Raw genomic sequence first — 15,947 nt, forward strand, 5'->3', positions numbered from 1 at the left:
TAATGAGTAAAGTGGTTTTACGCGTCGAAAATTTAACGAAAACTTTCCCAGCCAGTGGAAATGCTTTATTTAATCGTGCTTTTGATGCAGTAAAAGATGTGTCATTTCAGATTGAACAACGTAAAACATTAGCCATTATTGGAGAGAATAGTTCGGGGAAATCTACATTAGCAAAAATGATTGTTGGGATCACAGAGCCGACACAAGGGGAGATTTTTTTTCAAGAGCGCCGATTAAAATTTGGTGATTATTCCTTTCGTTCAAAACATATTCGTATGTTATTTCAAGATCCCAATGCGACATTTAATACGCATTTAAATGTAGGACAAACATTAGACTTACCATTACGTTTAGCCACGCCTTTATCAGAAGAAGAGCGTAATCAGAAAATTTTTCAGACGTTACGCTTAGTCGGTTTATCTCCTATCCACGCTAATATTCGCTTTGCGGATTTAACAATTAGCCAAAAACAACGCATAGCATTAGCACGAACCTTAATTCTTGAGCCAGAAGTTATTATTGTTGATGATGCGTTGAATTCATTAGACTCGTTAGTCAAGGCGCAATTAATTAATCTGTTATTACAGTTACAAGAACAGCTAGGGATTGCTTATATTTATATTGGACAAAATATTGGCATTATTAAACATATTTCTGACCAATTATTGGTATTACATGAAGGGCAAATTTTGGAATATGGTGATACATTAGATGTGATTGCTGATCCACAGACTGAACAAACAAAACGCCTGTTACAACAATAATATTTTAATAATGCACTCTTATTTGGAGAAAAAAGAGATGTAGTAAAGTGTTGTAGATAAAAAGGGATCAGATATTACTACCTGATCCTATAAGAGAGAACAATTATACTTTTTGTTCAGTCGTACTATCGACCAAAGTAGCAGAATTTTGCGTCAATGTAATATCTAACTGATTAAATGGAATCTCAATTCCAGCTTTATCAAATTCTAATTTCACTTTTTCCATAATGGCAAAATGAACGCTCCAATAATCTGATGTATTTACCCAAGGACGAACAAATAATTGCACGCTACTTGCGGCTAAGGCACCGACTGCAATTAATGGTTTAGGATCTTTTAAAATACGTTCTTCTTCATTGAGGCATCGCGCAATAATCTCTTTTGCTTTAGCAATATCGGCTTCATAAGAAATATCAAAAATGAAATCAATACGGCGAGTTTGATTGATAGAAAAGTTAGTAATTTTTTGGCTAAAAATTTGATTGTTTGGCACTAACACGGTTTTATTATCACCAGTACGCAACTCCAACATTAACAAACCAATTTGTGTAACTGTACCAGCGCCACTCGCTACCTCAATAAAATCACCTTTGCGAAAAGGTTTAAAAATTAAAATCATCACACCGGCCGCAAAATTTTGTAATGAGTTTTGTAATGATAAACCAATCGCTAACCCAGCAGCTCCAATTAACGCGACTAATGAAGTGGTATTGATGCCGAGTTGAGATAAAGCAGCAATTACAACAATTAACAGTAAGGCAAAATAAGAAATAGAACGAATAAACTCACTTAACATTTCATCTTTTACCGTTCGCTTAATCATGGTTGCTAACAATTTACTGATAAAGCGAGCCAATCTTTTCCCGATCAAGAAAATTAAAATCGCCAAGATCAGTTTTAATGAATAAGGCACAATCCAGTGATTAAAAAAATCAAGTAATTGTTGTTGGCTGAATAAGCCATGCCAATCAACATTTTGTAAATCAAGTGCATTATTGAGTGTATCTTCAGGCGTTTTTGTTGTTTCTGCCATACTTTCCTCCAAAAGTAAAAATGAAAGGCGATGATTATAATTAGGTAGAAGAAAAGGTCAAATTACCAAATTGGTTGTTTAGACAATAATCGAAGTCTCATTTATCCTTTAAACCGCCGTCTTTTTTGATGAAATTGTTTACTTCTTTGTAAGCTATCAGTAGGTTTACGAGTTAATTTTATCGGTTCTAATTTTGCTTTTTTGCGGCGAAAGGCAGTATGTATGCTACTAGCAATAACGAACCCAATCAATAACACAACAATCACTTCAGCATAAAGATAATGGAATTGTTGATTAATATTACTTTCCGTCGTTTGTCCATATTGCCCATCAAAAGTTACTCGTAAAAAGCCAATAATATTATTAGCATTAAAAATGGGTTCGACAATTTGTTGGGTTTTTAATTCATCATTTTTACCCTCCAAACCTAATTGCTGGCGAATATTTAATGAGTTTTGGCTTTGGGCAAGTAATTCACCATTAATGCTATAAACCGAGGCATCTAAAACAAAGGTTTCACGGCTAAAAGTATTTAATAGATCGGTTAATTTTTCATTAGAAACATTATTGGCTAATAAGGTAGAAAAAAGATTTGCTTGTTGACGAACTAATACGTGCGATAAATTGGAGACTTGATTAATGCTTGCTAATTGTGAGCCAAATTTAAACTGGTTGATTCCAAATAAAATCACCACTAAGGTGATACCACTAATTAATAAAATACTGAGTAATAAAAGAACTCGAATACTCTTTTCTCTTACGCTATACAAGATCTTACCTTTATTATTTCTATTCTATTCAATTTATGTTTAAATGCGGATTGTAACAAACTTTTCCAGTTAACCCTAAAAATTAGTAACAAGGTTTTTTTATGCAAACGCTATTTTCTGTTTTACCAAAGCCAACGCAATATCAACCAGATTTACCTCGTTTTCTTCTCTATACTAAAAATTTCACCGCACAAAAATTAACCCAGTTTTGTCAACAAGCAGAACAAGTTATAGTACTGGCAGAATGGGACATTTTTGACTATCACTGCATTTTATTGCAACACCCAACACCACAACAATATCTTTCTCTTGCTCATCAATGCGAATTTGATTTTTTCCAACTCACTACAACCCCATTACTTGAGCAAGCAGGACTATTGGTGATGGATATGGATTCCACGGCGATTGAAATTGAATGTATTGATGAAGTAGCAAAGCTAGCAGGAACAGGAGAAATGGTCGCAGCTATTACAGAAAGCGCAATGCGTGGTGAATTAGATTTTAAACAAAGTTTAAGGCGCCGAGTAGCAACCTTAAAAGGTGCACCAGCTACAATTTTAGATCAGGTTCGCAATCATCTACCTATTATGTCTGGTTTGGAAAGAACGTTAGCTGAGTTACAAAAATTAGGTTGGAAAGTGGCGATTGCTTCGGGCGGATTTACTTATTTTGCTGAAGTGTTGCAACAAAAATTTGGGTTGATTGCTGTTTATGCGAATCGCTTTCAAATTCAAGATGACTTCTTAACGGGGGAAGTTGAGGGCGACATTGTTGATGCGCAATATAAAGCCAATGTATTGCAACAATTAGCACAGCAACATCACATTGCGATTTCACAATGTATTGCGATTGGCGATGGGGCGAATGATTTATTGATGATGCAAGCTGCGGGGTTAGGCGTAGCATATCATGCGAAACCAAAAGTACAACAACAAGCGCAAACTATGGTAAACTTTGCCGACCTAACTGCACTATTGTGTATCCTCAGTGCTAATCAACAAGATTTTTATTTTCAACAACAAAAATAACGAGGAAAATTATGCCTTCATTTGATATTGTTTCTGAAATTACGATGCATGAAGTCAAAAATGCGGTAGATAATGCTAATCGTGATTTAAGTAATCGTTGGGATTTCCGCAATGTTACTGCTACGATTGAATTAAATGAAAAAAATGAAACGATCAAAGTTGCGACTGAATCAGATTTCCAACTTGAACAATTAATTGACATTTTGCGTAATGCCATGCAAAAACGAAATATTGAACCAACATCGCTTGAGATTCCAAGCAACTATGAGCATAGTGGCAAAATTTATGCCAAAGAGATCAAAATTAAACAAGGTATTGAAACGGAATTAGCCAAAAAAATGACGAAATTAGTTAAAGATTCTAAATTAAAAGTTCAAACGCAAATTCAAGGTGATAAAGTCCGTGTAACAGGTAAATCGAGAGATGATTTACAAAGTGTTATTCAATTAGTTAAAAGTGCAGAATTAGGGCAACCTTTTCAATTTAATAACTTCCGCGACTAAGTGAAGGGGCATACAATGACACAAGAGAAACAAAAACAACCTGGTTTATTTAAAAAATTGCTTAAAAAATATGATGATTTTTGTAAAGAATTAGGTGTGGATCAAGGCGCTTGTCGTAGTTGTGTGCCGATTTATAAACAAGATCCAGAGCTCGTTAACAAGAATAATACCAAAGATCAAAATGTATAAATAACGAGTAGGACCTGAAGTTCAGTTAATCGGTTTGTTGCCGATTAACTGTTTTCTTTTTTTGATACTAATTTTTATCTCATCAATTATGAATGATTTACAACAGAAACTTGAAGAATTGCGTAATCAATTACGTTACCACGAATATCAATACCATGTTTTAGATAATCCTGTCATTCCTGATGCAGAATATGATCGCTTAATGAAGCAATTAAAACATCTCGAAGCAGAGTACCCAGAACTGATTACTGCTGATTCACCAACGCAGCGTGTCGGTGCAAAACCAGATAATGGATTTCAGCAAATTAAACATGAAATCCCAATGCTTTCGTTAGATAATGCTTTTTCTGACGAAGAATTTTTTGCTTTTATGCGCCGTATTGAAGATCGTTTAACTGTATTGCCAGCGCCATTTACTTTCTGTTGTGAACCGAAACTCGATGGTTTAGCTGTTAGCATTCTTTATGTAGATGGAAAACTTACGCAAGCAGCTACGCGAGGCGATGGCATCACTGGTGAAGATATTACTGCTAATATTCGTACGATTCGTAATATTCCGTTACAACTCCGTACAGACAATCCCCCAGCTCGTTTAGAAGTACGTGGGGAAGTCTTTATGCCACATGATGGCTTTGAAAAATTAAATCGTCATGCGCTGGCGCATGGAGAGAAAACCTTTGCGAATCCACGTAACGCCGCAGCAGGTTCACTCCGTCAACTTGATCCTCAAGTTACTTATCATCGCCCATTAATGTTGAATGCTTATGGAATTGGCATTGCTGAGGGTGTTGAATTACCGACTACGCATTACGATCGTTTGCAATGGCTGAAAAGTATTGGTATGCCAGTCAATAAAGAGATTCGTTTATGCAATGGTTCAGCAGAAGTCTTAGATTTTTATCGTGTAATTGCCGAAAAACGCAGTCAACTTGGCTATGATATTGATGGTACTGTACTAAAAGTGAACGATATAGCCTTACAGGAACAGTTAGGTTTTATTTCAAAGGCACCTCGTTGGGCGATTGCTTATAAATTTCCAGCTCAAGAAGAACTCACTGTTTTAAAAGATGTGGAGTTCCAAGTGGGGCGTACAGGAGCAATTACGCCGGTTGCCAAGTTAGAATCTGTTTACGTTGCTGGGGTAACGGTGAGTAATGCCACATTGCATAATGGTGATGAGATTGCTCGCCTAGATATTGCGATTGGTGATACCGTGATTATTCGCCGTGCTGGTGATGTTATTCCACAAATTATTGGTGTTGTCCAAGAGCGTCGTCCCGAAAATGCCAAACCAATTGTTTTTCCGCATCGTTGCCCAGTTTGTGATTCGGCGATTGTCAGAATTGATGGCGAAGCGGTGGCACGTTGTACTGGTGGTTTAGTGTGTGAGGCGCAACGTAAAGAGGGCTTAAAACATTTTGTCTCTCGCAAAGCAATGGATATTGATGGGGTTGGTGCTAAGTTAATTGAACAATTAGTTGATAAAGAATATTTACATACGCCAGCAGATATTTTCCGCTTAAGTAAAGAAACCTTAATGGGCTTAGAACGCATGGGGGAAAAATCTGCAGAAAATGCGTTAGCCAGTATCGAAAAAGCCAAACAAACAACATTAGCTCGTTTCCTCTTTGCTTTAGGTATTCGTGAGGTAGGCGAAGCGACGGCTCGCAACCTCGCTAATCACTTTCATACATTGGAAAATATCCAAAAAGCCTCTCTAGAACAACTCCTAGAAGTACAAGATATTGGCGAAGTGGTGGCAAATCGGATTTTACTTTTCTGGCAAGAAGAGCATAACCGCAATGTGGTTGATCAGCTTATACAACAAGGTGTTGTATGGGAAGATGTCGCTCCTACAGCAGCAATTCAAGATAATCCATTAAAAGATAAAACGGTTGTATTAACTGGTACCCTAACGCAAATGACACGTGATGAAGCGAAAGCGAGATTGTTACAGCTTGGTTGTAAAGTAACAGGAAGTGTATCAAGTAAAACAGATTTTGTTATTGCAGGCGATAATGCAGGTTCTAAGCTACAAAAAGCTGAAAGTTTAGGTATTGATGTGCTTTCAGAACAACAGTTTTTAGCGATATTGCATTCATAGATTAAAATAGCTCAATAATGGATATAAGCGTTATTGAGCTAGCAAGAGAATGTGCGAAATTTATGCAAATAATTACGAAGAGTATCATGAAACTAGACTTCACCACAATCTTTGTCTATAATCGTCCCGTTTTACCCGCTGCCCCCATAGCTCAGTCGGTCAGAGCAGTCGACTCATAATCGATTGGTCACAGGTTCAAGTCCTGTTGGGGGCACCATAAAACACTTCTTACACGTTCGTCAACATTCCTAAATGATTACAATTCATTGATTTAACTTAAATTTTTAGTGTTTTTTAAAGATTTTTATCTGTTTTTCTGCGTTCGTGCATAATAGATCCCTTATAAAAATCCTTTTTCAAAAAGGGCGATTTTTAAAAGGATCTATTTTGTTGTTTTCTCTTTATTTTACAGTAACAAGAATAGTTTGATCAGCTGATTTTTCAAGTAAACGCCCAACAGGAATAAGTTCAATTTTTGTTTGTTTAGCAAGTTCAAATAATTCAGTTTTACTTTCAGGCGTAATAGCAACCAGTAATCCACCTGAAGTTTGTGGATCACAAAGTACAGCTTTTTGTTGAGCGGTTAATGCACTGACTTTATGACCGTAACTATCAAAGTTACGTTCTGTACCACCAGGAATACAACCTTTTTCAATATAATCAAAAACGCCATCTAGCGTTTTAATTTTGGAATAATCAACTTCTGCGCTAACATTTGAGCCCTCGCATATTTCGATCAGATGCCCTAACAAGCCAAATCCTGTTACATCAGTCATTGCGGTAACACCTTTAAGTTCAGAAAATGTTGCACCAATTTTATTCATTTGACACATCACTTTTGCGGCTAAACCTTGGTGTTCGGCTTTGAGTTTGCCTTTTTTCTCGGCGGTAGTTAAGATACCGATACCGAGTGGTTTAGTGAGAAATAGTTCACAACCAGCGTGTGCTGAATTATTTTTTTTCACTTTTTCAATAGGAATAATTCCTGTTACAGCAAGTCCAAAAATAGGCTCAGGGGAATCAATGGAATGCCCTCCAGCAAGTGAAATACCTGCTTCTTTACAGGCCTGACGTCCCCCTTCAACAATGCGTCTAGCAATTTCTGGTGGGAGTAATTTAATTGGAAAACCTAAGATTGCGATTGCCATGATTGGCTTGCCACCCATTGCAAAAATATCACTAATTGCATTCGTCGCCGCAATTTGTCCAAAAGTAAAAGGATCATCAACAATCGGCATAAAGAAATCAGTTGTGCTGATAATGCCCATACCATGACCAATATCATACACCGCGGCATCATCTTTACTTTCATTGCCAACGAGAAGGTGAGGATCGATAAACTTTTCCATTTCAGTGTGTAAGATGCTTTCCAGTACTTTTGGTGAGATTTTACAACCGCAACCTGCACCATGGCTGTATTGGGTTAAGCGGATTACATCGGCAACGGTATTTTCAAAATCAATATTGCTATGTGCGTGATTTGTCATAAGTGTTCACTCCGTTTTCACTAAAATTTTTTATAGCTTAACATGTTAACTGGGGTAAAAAACAATTTTGATCATACTTTTTAGCTAAAGTGAATAAATTATTTAGAATTTATATTTGAGGTGGAATGGGAGGCGGTTAAGTTATCCTAAAATGCAAACAAAAATAACGAAAGTATTAGGAATGTCTGGTTAGCTTATTTACAAATAGCAAGATTTAATTTATTAATTAAAGCAATTCTACATTTTTGGTAGAAGAAATAATTAAATTTTTAAGGAGTGAAGTATGCAAAAAACATTTAAAAAATCTTTGTTGGTCCTTGCTATGAGCTTAGGCGTTGCTGCAACTGGGGTGATGGCGGCGAATGTGCCAGCAGGAACACAATTAGCGGATAAACAAGAACTTGTCTGGAATATTAGTGCGAATCCAGCAACATTAGATCCACAGAAAATGGAAGGTGATGTGGAAGGAAATTATGCACATCAATTATTTGAAACCTTAGTAACGTCAGATGAAAAAGGGCATATTTTGCCAGGTGTGGCAACTTCGTGGGAACATAGTGAAGATTTTAAAACATGGACATTCCATCTTCGTTCTGAAGCAAAATGGTCAAATGGTGATCCTGTTGTTGCTGGCGACTTTGTTTATGCTTGGCAACGTTTAGCTGATCCAAAAACAGCTTCTCCTTATTCAACTTACTTAGATTTTCTTAAATTAGCCAATGCCGATAAAGTGATTGCTGGTAAAGCACCAGTAACAGAGTTAGGTATCAAAGCAGCAGATGATCATACTTTAGTTTTACATTTAACGGAATCTGTGCCATATGTAGATAAATTAGTGGAACATTATGTGTTATCCCCAGTGAATCCAAACGTGGTAGAAAAGTTTGGGGATAAATGGACTGCACCAGAAAATATCGTAGGGAATGGTGCATTTGTTTTAAAATCAATGGTAATAAATGAAAAAGCGGTGTTAGAACGCAATCCACATTATTGGGATAATGCAAGAACCGTACTCAATAAAGTAACACTATTACCAATTGAATCTTCTGCAACAGATATTGCACGTTATCGTGCAGGTGATGAAGATATGACGGGGAAAGAAATTCCAATCGAATTATTTGCTAAAGTTAAAAAAGAATTACCTAATGAATTACATATTTCGCCGTTGCTTTGTACTTACTTATATGAATTGAATACTGCGAAAGCCCCGTTTGATAATGAAAAAGTTCGCCGTGCACTTTCTTTAGCGTTAGATCGTAATATTATTACTGATAAGATCTTACAACAAGGTCAAACTCCAGCCTATATCTTCACTCCACCATTTATCAATGGTGCAGAGCAGATGAAAAATCCAGAATGGGCAAATTGGGAGCAAAATAAACGTAATGAAGAAGCGATTAAATTGTTAAAAGAAGCAGGTTATGACAAATCAAAACCATTAACTTTTAATTTGTTATATAACACCTCAGATAATCATAAAAAACTGGCGATTGCGGCACAATCTATCTGGAAAAAGAATCTACAAGGTATTGTCAATATTAATCTTGAGAACCAAGAGTGGAAAACCTACCTAGATTCTCGTCATCAAGGTAATTTCCAAATGGCAAGAGCAGGTTGGTGTGCTGATTACAATGAAGCAAGTACTTTCTTGAATTACTATTTATCCAATAGTGCCAATAATACAGCGTTCTATAAGAGTAAAGTGTATGATGATTTAATTGCGTCAGCGTTTAAAGTACAAACTGATGCCGAGCGTGCGGAAGTTTATGCGAAAGCTGAGGAACAATTAGACAAAGATACTGCGATGGTACCCGTTTATCATTACGTCCAGCCTCGCTTAATTAAACCGTGGGTGAAAGGTTTTGCTGATGCTCACCCAAGTCAAAATTATTACTTAAAAGATGTTTATATCATTAAACATTAATTATTTTTTGTTCACCCAATCCATATTCTCTATGGATTGGGACTTTTTGCCAAATTCTGTGGGATATGTATATGTTTAAATTAATTTTTCGCCGTATTTTAGAGGCGATCCCAACATTATTTATTTTAATTACGGTTTCATTTTTTATGATGCGACTTGCGCCAGGTAGTCCATTTTCCAGTGAAAAAAATTATCCACCAGAAGTGATTGCGAATATTGAGGCTAAATATCATTTGAATGAGCCTTTATTAGTTCAATATGGGATTTATTTAAAGGATCTTGCTCATGGTGATTTTGGTCCATCATTTAAATATAAAGATTATACCGTTAATCAATTAGTGGCTGACTCCTTTCCTGTTTCTTTAAAACTTGGTTTTTCTGCATTTTTATTAGCGTTATTTTTTGGTATTTCTGCAGGAGTAATTGCTGCTTTAAAGCAAAATAAATGGCTTGATTATTTGATAATGACCTTTGCAATGACGGGGATAGTGGTACCGAGTTTTGTGGTGGCACCATTATTGGTGTTGATTTTCTCAATCATTTTGCAATGGTTACCATCAGGTGGTTGGAATAATGGGCAATTTATCTATATGTTAATGCCAATGGCTGCCTTATCGCTTTCTTATATTGCGAGTATTGCAAGAATTATGCGCAGTTCAATGATTGAAGTGTTGCATTCTAATTTTATTCGTACTGCTAAAGCCAAAGGTTTACCCATGCGCCGTATTGTTTTGAAACATGCTTTGCGTCCAGCATTATTGCCTGTGATTTCTTATATGGGCCCTGCTTTTGTAGGGATTATTACAGGTTCAATGGTCATTGAAAGTATTTTTGTCTTACCAGGTATTGGACAACTATTTGTGAATGGGGCATTGAATCGGGATTATTCATTAGTATTAAGTTTGACGATTTTAGTGGGGACATTAACTATCGTGTTCAATGCGATTGTCGATATTTTATATGCGGTGATTGATCCAAAAATTCGCTATTAAGGGTGGGGAAGAAATAAGATGTTAAAACCGAAAGAAAATCAAGCCCTAATGCAAAAATTGGGCGAACAATTAGAAACCGTTGATGGACGTAGCTTATGGCAAGATGCTCGTCGTCGTTTTTTCCGTAATAAAGCAGCTGTCGCCAGTCTTATTATTCTCTTTTTTATTGTGTTATTTGTAATATTTGCACCAATGCTAATGCCTTTTAGTTACGATGATACGGATTGGGCTGTGATGACCAATCCACCTGATTTTGCATCAATGCACTATTTTGGTACAGATTCATCTGGGCGAGATCTATTAGTTCGCTTAGCGATTGGAGGGCGTATTTCTCTATTAGTTGGTGTTGCGGGGGCATTGATTGCCGTTTTAGTAGGAACGCTCTATGGTGCAACAGCAGGTTATATCGGCGGAAAAACTGATGCTGTATTAATGCGTATTTTAGAGATTCTCTATTCTTTTCCGTTTATGTTCTTTGTTATTTTGTTAGTTACTTTCTTTGGGCAAAATATCTTATTGATCTTTGTCGCAATCGGTATGGTATCTTGGTTAGATATGGCTCGGATTGTGCGTGGACAAACATTAAGCTTAAAACGCAAAGAATTTATTGAAGCGGCGATCGTATGTGGCGTTTCTTCCCGTCAAATTGTGTGGCGGCATATTGTCCCAAATGTACTTGGTGTTGTGGTGGTGTATGCGTCATTATTAGTGCCTGGAATGATTCTGTTTGAATCTTTTTTAAGTTTCTTAGGCTTGGGCACACAAGAACCATTGAGTAGTTGGGGAGCATTATTAAATGATGGTTCTAAATCAATGGAAGCTGCACCATGGTTATTGATTTTTCCAGCACTCTTTTTGGTAATCACACTGTTCTGTTTTAACTTTATTGGTGATGGTTTGCGTGATGCACTTGATCCAAAAGATCGATAAGGTGAGTAATATGAAAAATGAAAAACAACCTCTCCTTGATGTCCAAGATTTACGAGTAACTTTTAAAACGCCAGATGGTGAAGTAACGGCGGTAAATAATTTAACCTTTACTTTGAGTGCAGGTGAAACCTTAGGGATTGTAGGGGAGTCTGGTTCAGGAAAATCGCAAACCGCTTTTGCGCTAATGGGATTATTAGCCGATAATGGTAAAACTTCAGGATCAGCACGTTTTAATGGTGAAGAAATTTTAGGTTTACCAGAATCGCAATTAAACCATTTGCGTGCAGAACAAATTGCGATGATTTTCCAAGATCCAATGACCTCATTAAATCCATATATGAAGATTGGTGAACAATTAATGGAAGTCCTGATTTTACATAAAGGTTATGATCGCAAACAGGCGTTTGAAGAGTCCGTCAAAATGCTTGATGCTGTGAAGATGCCAGAGGCGCGTAAACGAATGAATATGTATCCTCATGAGTTTTCTGGAGGAATGCGGCAGCGAGTGATGATTGCAATGGCGTTGTTATGTCGTCCAAAATTATTGATTGCAGATGAACCGACGACGGCACTTGATGTTACAGTGCAAGCACAAATTATGGCGTTATTAAATGATCTTAAACGGGAATTTAATACTGCGATTATTATGATTACACACGATTTAGGGGTAGTAGCTGGAAGTTGTGATCAGGTATTAGTAATGTATGCTGGACGTACGATGGAATATGGTTCCGCTAAAGAAATATTCTATAAGCCAACCCACCCCTATTCCATTGGTTTGATTAATGCGGTACCACGTTTAGATACCGAAGAGGAACAATTAATTACGATTCCAGGTAATCCACCAAACTTATTACATCTGCCAACAGGTTGTCCATTCCAGCCTCGTTGTCAGTTTGCTACTGAACAGTGTTTGGAAACACCAGCGTTAACTCGTTTTGAGAATAACCGCTTACGTGCGTGTTTTATGAGTGCCGAAGAAATGATACTAAGAGGAAAAGTAGAATGAAAAAATTATTATTAGAAGTCGATGATCTTAGTGTGCATTTTGCCGTACAAGGTAATGAAGGTCTATTCTTTAAAAAGAAGCAAACTTTAAAAGCCGTTAATCATGTGTCATTTAAACTATATGAAGGCGAAACGCTTGGTGTCGTAGGTGAGTCAGGTTGTGGTAAATCAACTTTGGCGCGAGCGATTATAGGCTTAGTAAAATCTGCGGGGGGAAATATCTTATGGCTAGGGAAAAATTTAAGTAGTCAATCTGATAAAGAATGGCACGGTACTCGCAAAGATATTCAGATGATTTTCCAAGATCCATTGGCTTCTTTAAACCCACGAATGACGATTGGTAATATTATTGCTGAGCCGCTGAAAATTTATTTCCCTGAATTATCGGCAGAAGAAGTAAAAGAACGCGTGCAAGCGATGATGTTAAAAGTGGGGTTATTACCAAACTTAATTAATCGTTATCCGCATGAGTTTTCAGGTGGACAATGCCAACGGATTGGGATTGCGCGTGCATTAATTATTGAACCAAAACTTATTATTTGTGATGAACCAGTATCCGCGCTTGATGTATCTATTCAAGCACAGGTCGTAAATTTATTAAAATCATTGCAGAAAGAGATGGGCGTATCATTGATTTTTATTGCTCATGATTTAGCGGTAGTAAAACATATCTCTGATCGTGTTCTTGTCATGTATTTAGGGAATGCGGTGGAGCTAGGAACTTACGATAAGGTGTATCATGAAACAAAACACCCATACACTAAAGCGTTGATGTCAGCAGTGCCAATTCCTGATCCTGACTTGGAAAAAGGTAAGAAGATTCAACTATTAGAGGGAGATTTACCCTCACCCATTAATCCACCATCAGGTTGTGTCTTTCGCACAAGGTGTTTGTTAGCTGATACAGAATGTACCTTGACGAAGCCAAAGCTAGTTGGCGAACCACAACATTTGGTTGCGTGTTTCAAGGTATAAATGTGAGCTAAATCACAAAATAAGATGCCTACTGATAATTCAGTAGGCATTTGCTTTTTGAAGGTAGAAAAGCACTGGATTTTTTTAATAAGAATGGTATATTTGCGTACAAATGTTAGCTGAAAAATAAATAAGGAAACGCATTAACAATGCTAAACCATTCTGAATCATTAGTTCATTTCGTGGAGACAATTTACCAACAAAGTGAACGACTTGCCCAAAAAACTGCACTTCGTTATTTTGATGAACACCATAAATTGCACGATATTTCTTGGAAAAGTTTTCGTCAACAAAGTGAGCAGCTCTCTTTAGCGTTGTTAGCACTTGGTTTACAGGTACAAGATAAAGTCGGTATTTTTGCACAAAATATGCCTGAATGGACGATTGCGGATTTTGCGGTATTACAGATTCGTGGTGTAACTGTGCCAATTTTTGCAACGAATAATGCTTACCAAACAGAATATATTGTGAATCACTCTGATATGAAGGTGTTATTTGTTGGGAATCAGAAAGAGTATGATGTGGCATTATCGATTGTGCCTAAGTGCCCTCATCTAGAAAAAATTGTCGCGATGCAGCCATTAGATTTGCGTGGAGCAGAGATAGGAGTAGATTGGCAAACTTTTGTCTCTTCTGCTAGAAATGAGTGGCAAACGGAGTTACAACAACGTTTAGCGACAAAATCAATGTCAGATCTGTTTACGCTAATTTATACCTCTGGAACAACAGGTGAGCCAAAAGGGGTAATGCTGGATTATCATAATCTAGCTCATCAATTAGTTACTCATAAACAAACATTAATGCAAATTGATGAGAAAGATGTTTCTTTATCATTTTTACCGTTATCACATATTTTTGAACGTGCTTGGGTAGCGTATGTGTTATCACAAGGTACGGTAAATGTTTACTTATCTGATCCGCAACAGATCAAACAAGCATTAGTTGCGGTCAAGCCAACCTTAATGTGTGCAGTGCCGCGTTTCTATGAAAAAATTTATGCTGCGGTATATGATAAAGTAAAACAAGCACCTTGGTTACGTCGCCAAATTTTTAATAGTGCGTTACGTATTGGTAAGTTGGCATTACATTATAAACAGCAACAACAGCCATTGCCGATTTGGTTACAACCGTTTCATAATGTTGCTGAGCGTTTGGTATTTAAAAAATTACGTCATCTTCTTGGTGGACGCATTCGTATGATGCCATGTGGAGGCGCTAAACTAGAACCACAAATTGGACGTTTTTTCCATACGATAGGTGTCAATATCAAACTCGGTTATGGTATGACGGAAACTACTGCAACCGTCTCTTGTTGGTCAGATTTTGATTTTGATTCTAATTCGATTGGTCAGGTGATGACGGGGACTACCGTGAAAATTGGCGAAGAAAATGAAATTCTGGTCAAAGGTGGCGGTGTGATGCGAGGTTATTATAAAAATCCAGAAGAAACGGCGAAAAGTTTTACTGTAGATGGATTTTTAAAAACAGGTGATGCGGGTTATCTTGATGCGCAAGGCAATCTATTTATGACAGATCGAATTAAAGAGCTAATGAAAACCTCGACTGGAAAATATATCGCACCTCAGTTAGTGGAAGGAAAATTCTTGCAAGATAAGTTGATTGAACAAATTGCCGTGATTGCCGATGCACGTAAATATGTTTCAGCGTTAGTGGTGCCGTGCTTTGATACATTAGAAGAGTATGCGAAAAAACTCAATATTCAGTATCAAAATCGTTTGGATTTAATAAAAAATACTTCTATTCTTACGATGTTTGAGAAGCGAATTAATGAGTTGCAAAAAGAATTACAAAGCTTTGAAAAAGTTAAGCGATTTACATTATTGCCACAAGCTTTTTCAACGGAATTAGGTGAAATTACACCAACGTTGAAATTACGCCGTAAAGTTATCTTAGAGCGTTATCGTAAGTTAATTGATAAGATGTATCAGTAATCAATATTGAGCAAAAATAGCTTAATTCTCTAATAAGGGTTAAGCTATTTTTTTATTAAGTTATTGTGTCTTCATTTCTTTCATTTTTTTACTAAAGCAAGATATTTATTGATTTATCATAACCTATATTTCGTTAAAACTAACAAAATGGTTAAATTTTTGCTGAAAAATGTAGATTTTGTTTAATTTCTCTAAAAAAGAGAGTAAAAAGCGTATGTTTTACTTCTATTTAATGTCTGATCTAGATAAACTTTGCCTCTTTGAAAATATTTTCAGTAGGAAAAAAAT

At 36.6% G+C, this 15,947-nt stretch carries 14 protein-coding genes and 1 tRNA gene; 12 read left to right on the forward strand and 3 right to left on the reverse strand.

Features of this window, described 5'->3' with window-relative positions; all coding sequences use genetic code 11:
- Positions 1–2: 2 nt before the first annotated feature.
- Positions 3–764, forward strand: coding sequence for an ATP-binding cassette domain-containing protein (locus tag ACFFHK_RS08955; RefSeq protein ID WP_382371621.1), 762 nt, complete (start codon positions 3–5; stop codon positions 762–764).
- A 103-nt stretch (positions 765–867) separates the two neighbouring features.
- Here ACFFHK_RS08955 and ACFFHK_RS08960 read toward each other — a convergent pair whose 3' ends face one another.
- Both ACFFHK_RS08960 and ACFFHK_RS08965 read right to left on the reverse strand, forming a co-directional pair.
- Positions 868–1,797, reverse strand: a complete 930-nt coding sequence (locus ACFFHK_RS08960; RefSeq protein ID WP_382371623.1) for a mechanosensitive ion channel family protein — start codon at positions 1,795–1,797, stop codon at positions 868–870.
- A 101-nt stretch (positions 1,798–1,898) separates the two neighbouring features.
- Positions 1,899–2,567, reverse strand: a complete 669-nt coding sequence (locus tag ACFFHK_RS08965; RefSeq protein WP_382371625.1) for a YtjB family periplasmic protein — start codon at positions 2,565–2,567, stop codon at positions 1,899–1,901.
- 101 nt (positions 2,568–2,668) lie between these two features.
- Between ACFFHK_RS08965 and serB the strand changes: the two genes are divergently transcribed.
- The 5 genes from serB (at position 2,669) to ACFFHK_RS08990 (ending at position 6,608) form a co-directional block, all read left to right on the forward strand.
- The gene (gene serB, locus ACFFHK_RS08970) at positions 2,669–3,595 is read left to right on the forward strand and encodes a phosphoserine phosphatase (RefSeq protein WP_382371627.1); all 927 of its coding nucleotides are present in this window, start codon (positions 2,669–2,671) and stop codon (positions 3,593–3,595) included.
- 11 nt (positions 3,596–3,606) lie between these two features.
- Complete coding sequence (locus ACFFHK_RS08975; RefSeq protein ID WP_382371629.1) at positions 3,607–4,098, forward strand: YajQ family cyclic di-GMP-binding protein; 492 nt, start codon at positions 3,607–3,609, stop codon at positions 4,096–4,098.
- 15 nt (positions 4,099–4,113) lie between these two features.
- Complete coding sequence (locus tag ACFFHK_RS08980; protein ID WP_382371631.1) at positions 4,114–4,287, forward strand: DUF5363 family protein; 174 nt, start codon at positions 4,114–4,116, stop codon at positions 4,285–4,287.
- An 88-nt stretch (positions 4,288–4,375) separates the two neighbouring features.
- Complete coding sequence (gene ligA / locus ACFFHK_RS08985) at positions 4,376–6,391, forward strand: NAD-dependent DNA ligase LigA (RefSeq protein ID WP_382371633.1); 2,016 nt, start codon at positions 4,376–4,378, stop codon at positions 6,389–6,391.
- Between the two features lie 140 nt (positions 6,392–6,531).
- Positions 6,532–6,608: transfer RNA gene (locus ACFFHK_RS08990), tRNA-Ile, on the forward strand.
- A gap of 184 nt (positions 6,609–6,792) precedes the next feature.
- On the opposite strand, the gene selD is transcribed toward ACFFHK_RS08990, so the two are convergent.
- Positions 6,793–7,878: a selenide, water dikinase SelD gene (gene selD, locus ACFFHK_RS08995; RefSeq protein WP_382371635.1), complete on the reverse strand. Its 1,086-nt coding sequence runs from the start codon at positions 7,876–7,878 to the stop codon at positions 6,793–6,795.
- A 283-nt stretch (positions 7,879–8,161) separates the two neighbouring features.
- Between selD and ACFFHK_RS09000 the strand changes: the two genes are divergently transcribed.
- The 6 genes from ACFFHK_RS09000 (at position 8,162) to ACFFHK_RS09025 (ending at position 15,659) form a co-directional block, all read left to right on the forward strand.
- Complete coding sequence (locus ACFFHK_RS09000) at positions 8,162–9,802, forward strand: ABC transporter substrate-binding protein (RefSeq protein ID WP_382371637.1); 1,641 nt, start codon at positions 8,162–8,164, stop codon at positions 9,800–9,802.
- Positions 9,803–9,873: 71 nt separating this feature from the next.
- The gene (gene oppB / locus ACFFHK_RS09005) at positions 9,874–10,794 is read left to right on the forward strand and encodes an oligopeptide ABC transporter permease OppB (RefSeq protein ID WP_382371639.1); all 921 of its coding nucleotides are present in this window, start codon (positions 9,874–9,876) and stop codon (positions 10,792–10,794) included.
- Positions 10,795–10,812: 18 nt separating this feature from the next.
- Positions 10,813–11,724: an oligopeptide ABC transporter permease OppC gene (gene oppC / locus ACFFHK_RS09010; protein ID WP_382371641.1), complete on the forward strand. Its 912-nt coding sequence runs from the start codon at positions 10,813–10,815 to the stop codon at positions 11,722–11,724.
- 10 nt (positions 11,725–11,734) lie between these two features.
- Positions 11,735–12,733 (forward strand): ABC transporter ATP-binding protein, encoded by a 999-nt coding sequence (locus ACFFHK_RS09015; RefSeq protein WP_382371643.1) that lies wholly within the window; start codon positions 11,735–11,737, stop codon positions 12,731–12,733.
- A complete protein-coding gene (gene oppF / locus ACFFHK_RS09020; protein WP_382371645.1) occupies positions 12,730–13,707 on the forward strand; it encodes a murein tripeptide/oligopeptide ABC transporter ATP binding protein OppF in 978 nt (325 codons plus the stop codon). The genes ACFFHK_RS09015 and oppF overlap by 4 nt, the downstream gene beginning before the upstream one ends.
- A gap of 149 nt (positions 13,708–13,856) precedes the next feature.
- The gene (locus ACFFHK_RS09025; RefSeq protein ID WP_382371646.1) at positions 13,857–15,659 is read left to right on the forward strand and encodes an AMP-dependent synthetase/ligase; all 1,803 of its coding nucleotides are present in this window, start codon (positions 13,857–13,859) and stop codon (positions 15,657–15,659) included.
- Positions 15,660–15,947 lie beyond the last annotated feature (288 nt).

It is taken from the genome of Gallibacterium trehalosifermentans (genome assembly GCF_042433055.1).
Classification (GTDB): domain Bacteria; phylum Pseudomonadota; class Gammaproteobacteria; order Enterobacterales; family Pasteurellaceae; genus Gallibacterium; species Gallibacterium trehalosifermentans.

Bases quoted from the DNA above. Each gene is read 5' to 3' on its own strand.
- ACFFHK_RS08955 (WP_382371621.1), top strand. From the start codon at position 3: ATGAGTAAAGTGGTTTTACGCGTCGAAAATTTAACGAAAACTTTCCCA.
- oppC (WP_382371641.1), top strand. From the start codon at position 10,813: ATGTTAAAACCGAAAGAAAATCAAGCCCTAATGCAAAAATTGGGCGAA.
- ACFFHK_RS08980 (WP_382371631.1), top strand. From the start codon at position 4,114: ATGACACAAGAGAAACAAAAACAACCTGGTTTATTTAAAAAATTGCTT.
- ACFFHK_RS09000 (WP_382371637.1), top strand. From the start codon at position 8,162: ATGCAAAAAACATTTAAAAAATCTTTGTTGGTCCTTGCTATGAGCTTA.
- ACFFHK_RS09025 (WP_382371646.1), top strand. From the start codon at position 13,857: ATGCTAAACCATTCTGAATCATTAGTTCATTTCGTGGAGACAATTTAC.
- serB (WP_382371627.1), top strand. From the start codon at position 2,669: ATGCAAACGCTATTTTCTGTTTTACCAAAGCCAACGCAATATCAACCA.
- oppB (WP_382371639.1), top strand. From the start codon at position 9,874: ATGTTTAAATTAATTTTTCGCCGTATTTTAGAGGCGATCCCAACATTA.
- ACFFHK_RS08975 (WP_382371629.1), top strand. From the start codon at position 3,607: ATGCCTTCATTTGATATTGTTTCTGAAATTACGATGCATGAAGTCAAA.
- ACFFHK_RS09015 (WP_382371643.1), top strand. From the start codon at position 11,735: ATGAAAAATGAAAAACAACCTCTCCTTGATGTCCAAGATTTACGAGTA.
- selD (WP_382371635.1), bottom strand. From the start codon at position 7,878: ATGACAAATCACGCACATAGCAATATTGATTTTGAAAATACCGTTGCC.
- ACFFHK_RS08960 (WP_382371623.1), bottom strand. From the start codon at position 1,797: ATGGCAGAAACAACAAAAACGCCTGAAGATACACTCAATAATGCACTT.
- ligA (WP_382371633.1), top strand. From the start codon at position 4,376: ATGAATGATTTACAACAGAAACTTGAAGAATTGCGTAATCAATTACGT.
- oppF (WP_382371645.1), top strand. From the start codon at position 12,730: ATGAAAAAATTATTATTAGAAGTCGATGATCTTAGTGTGCATTTTGCC.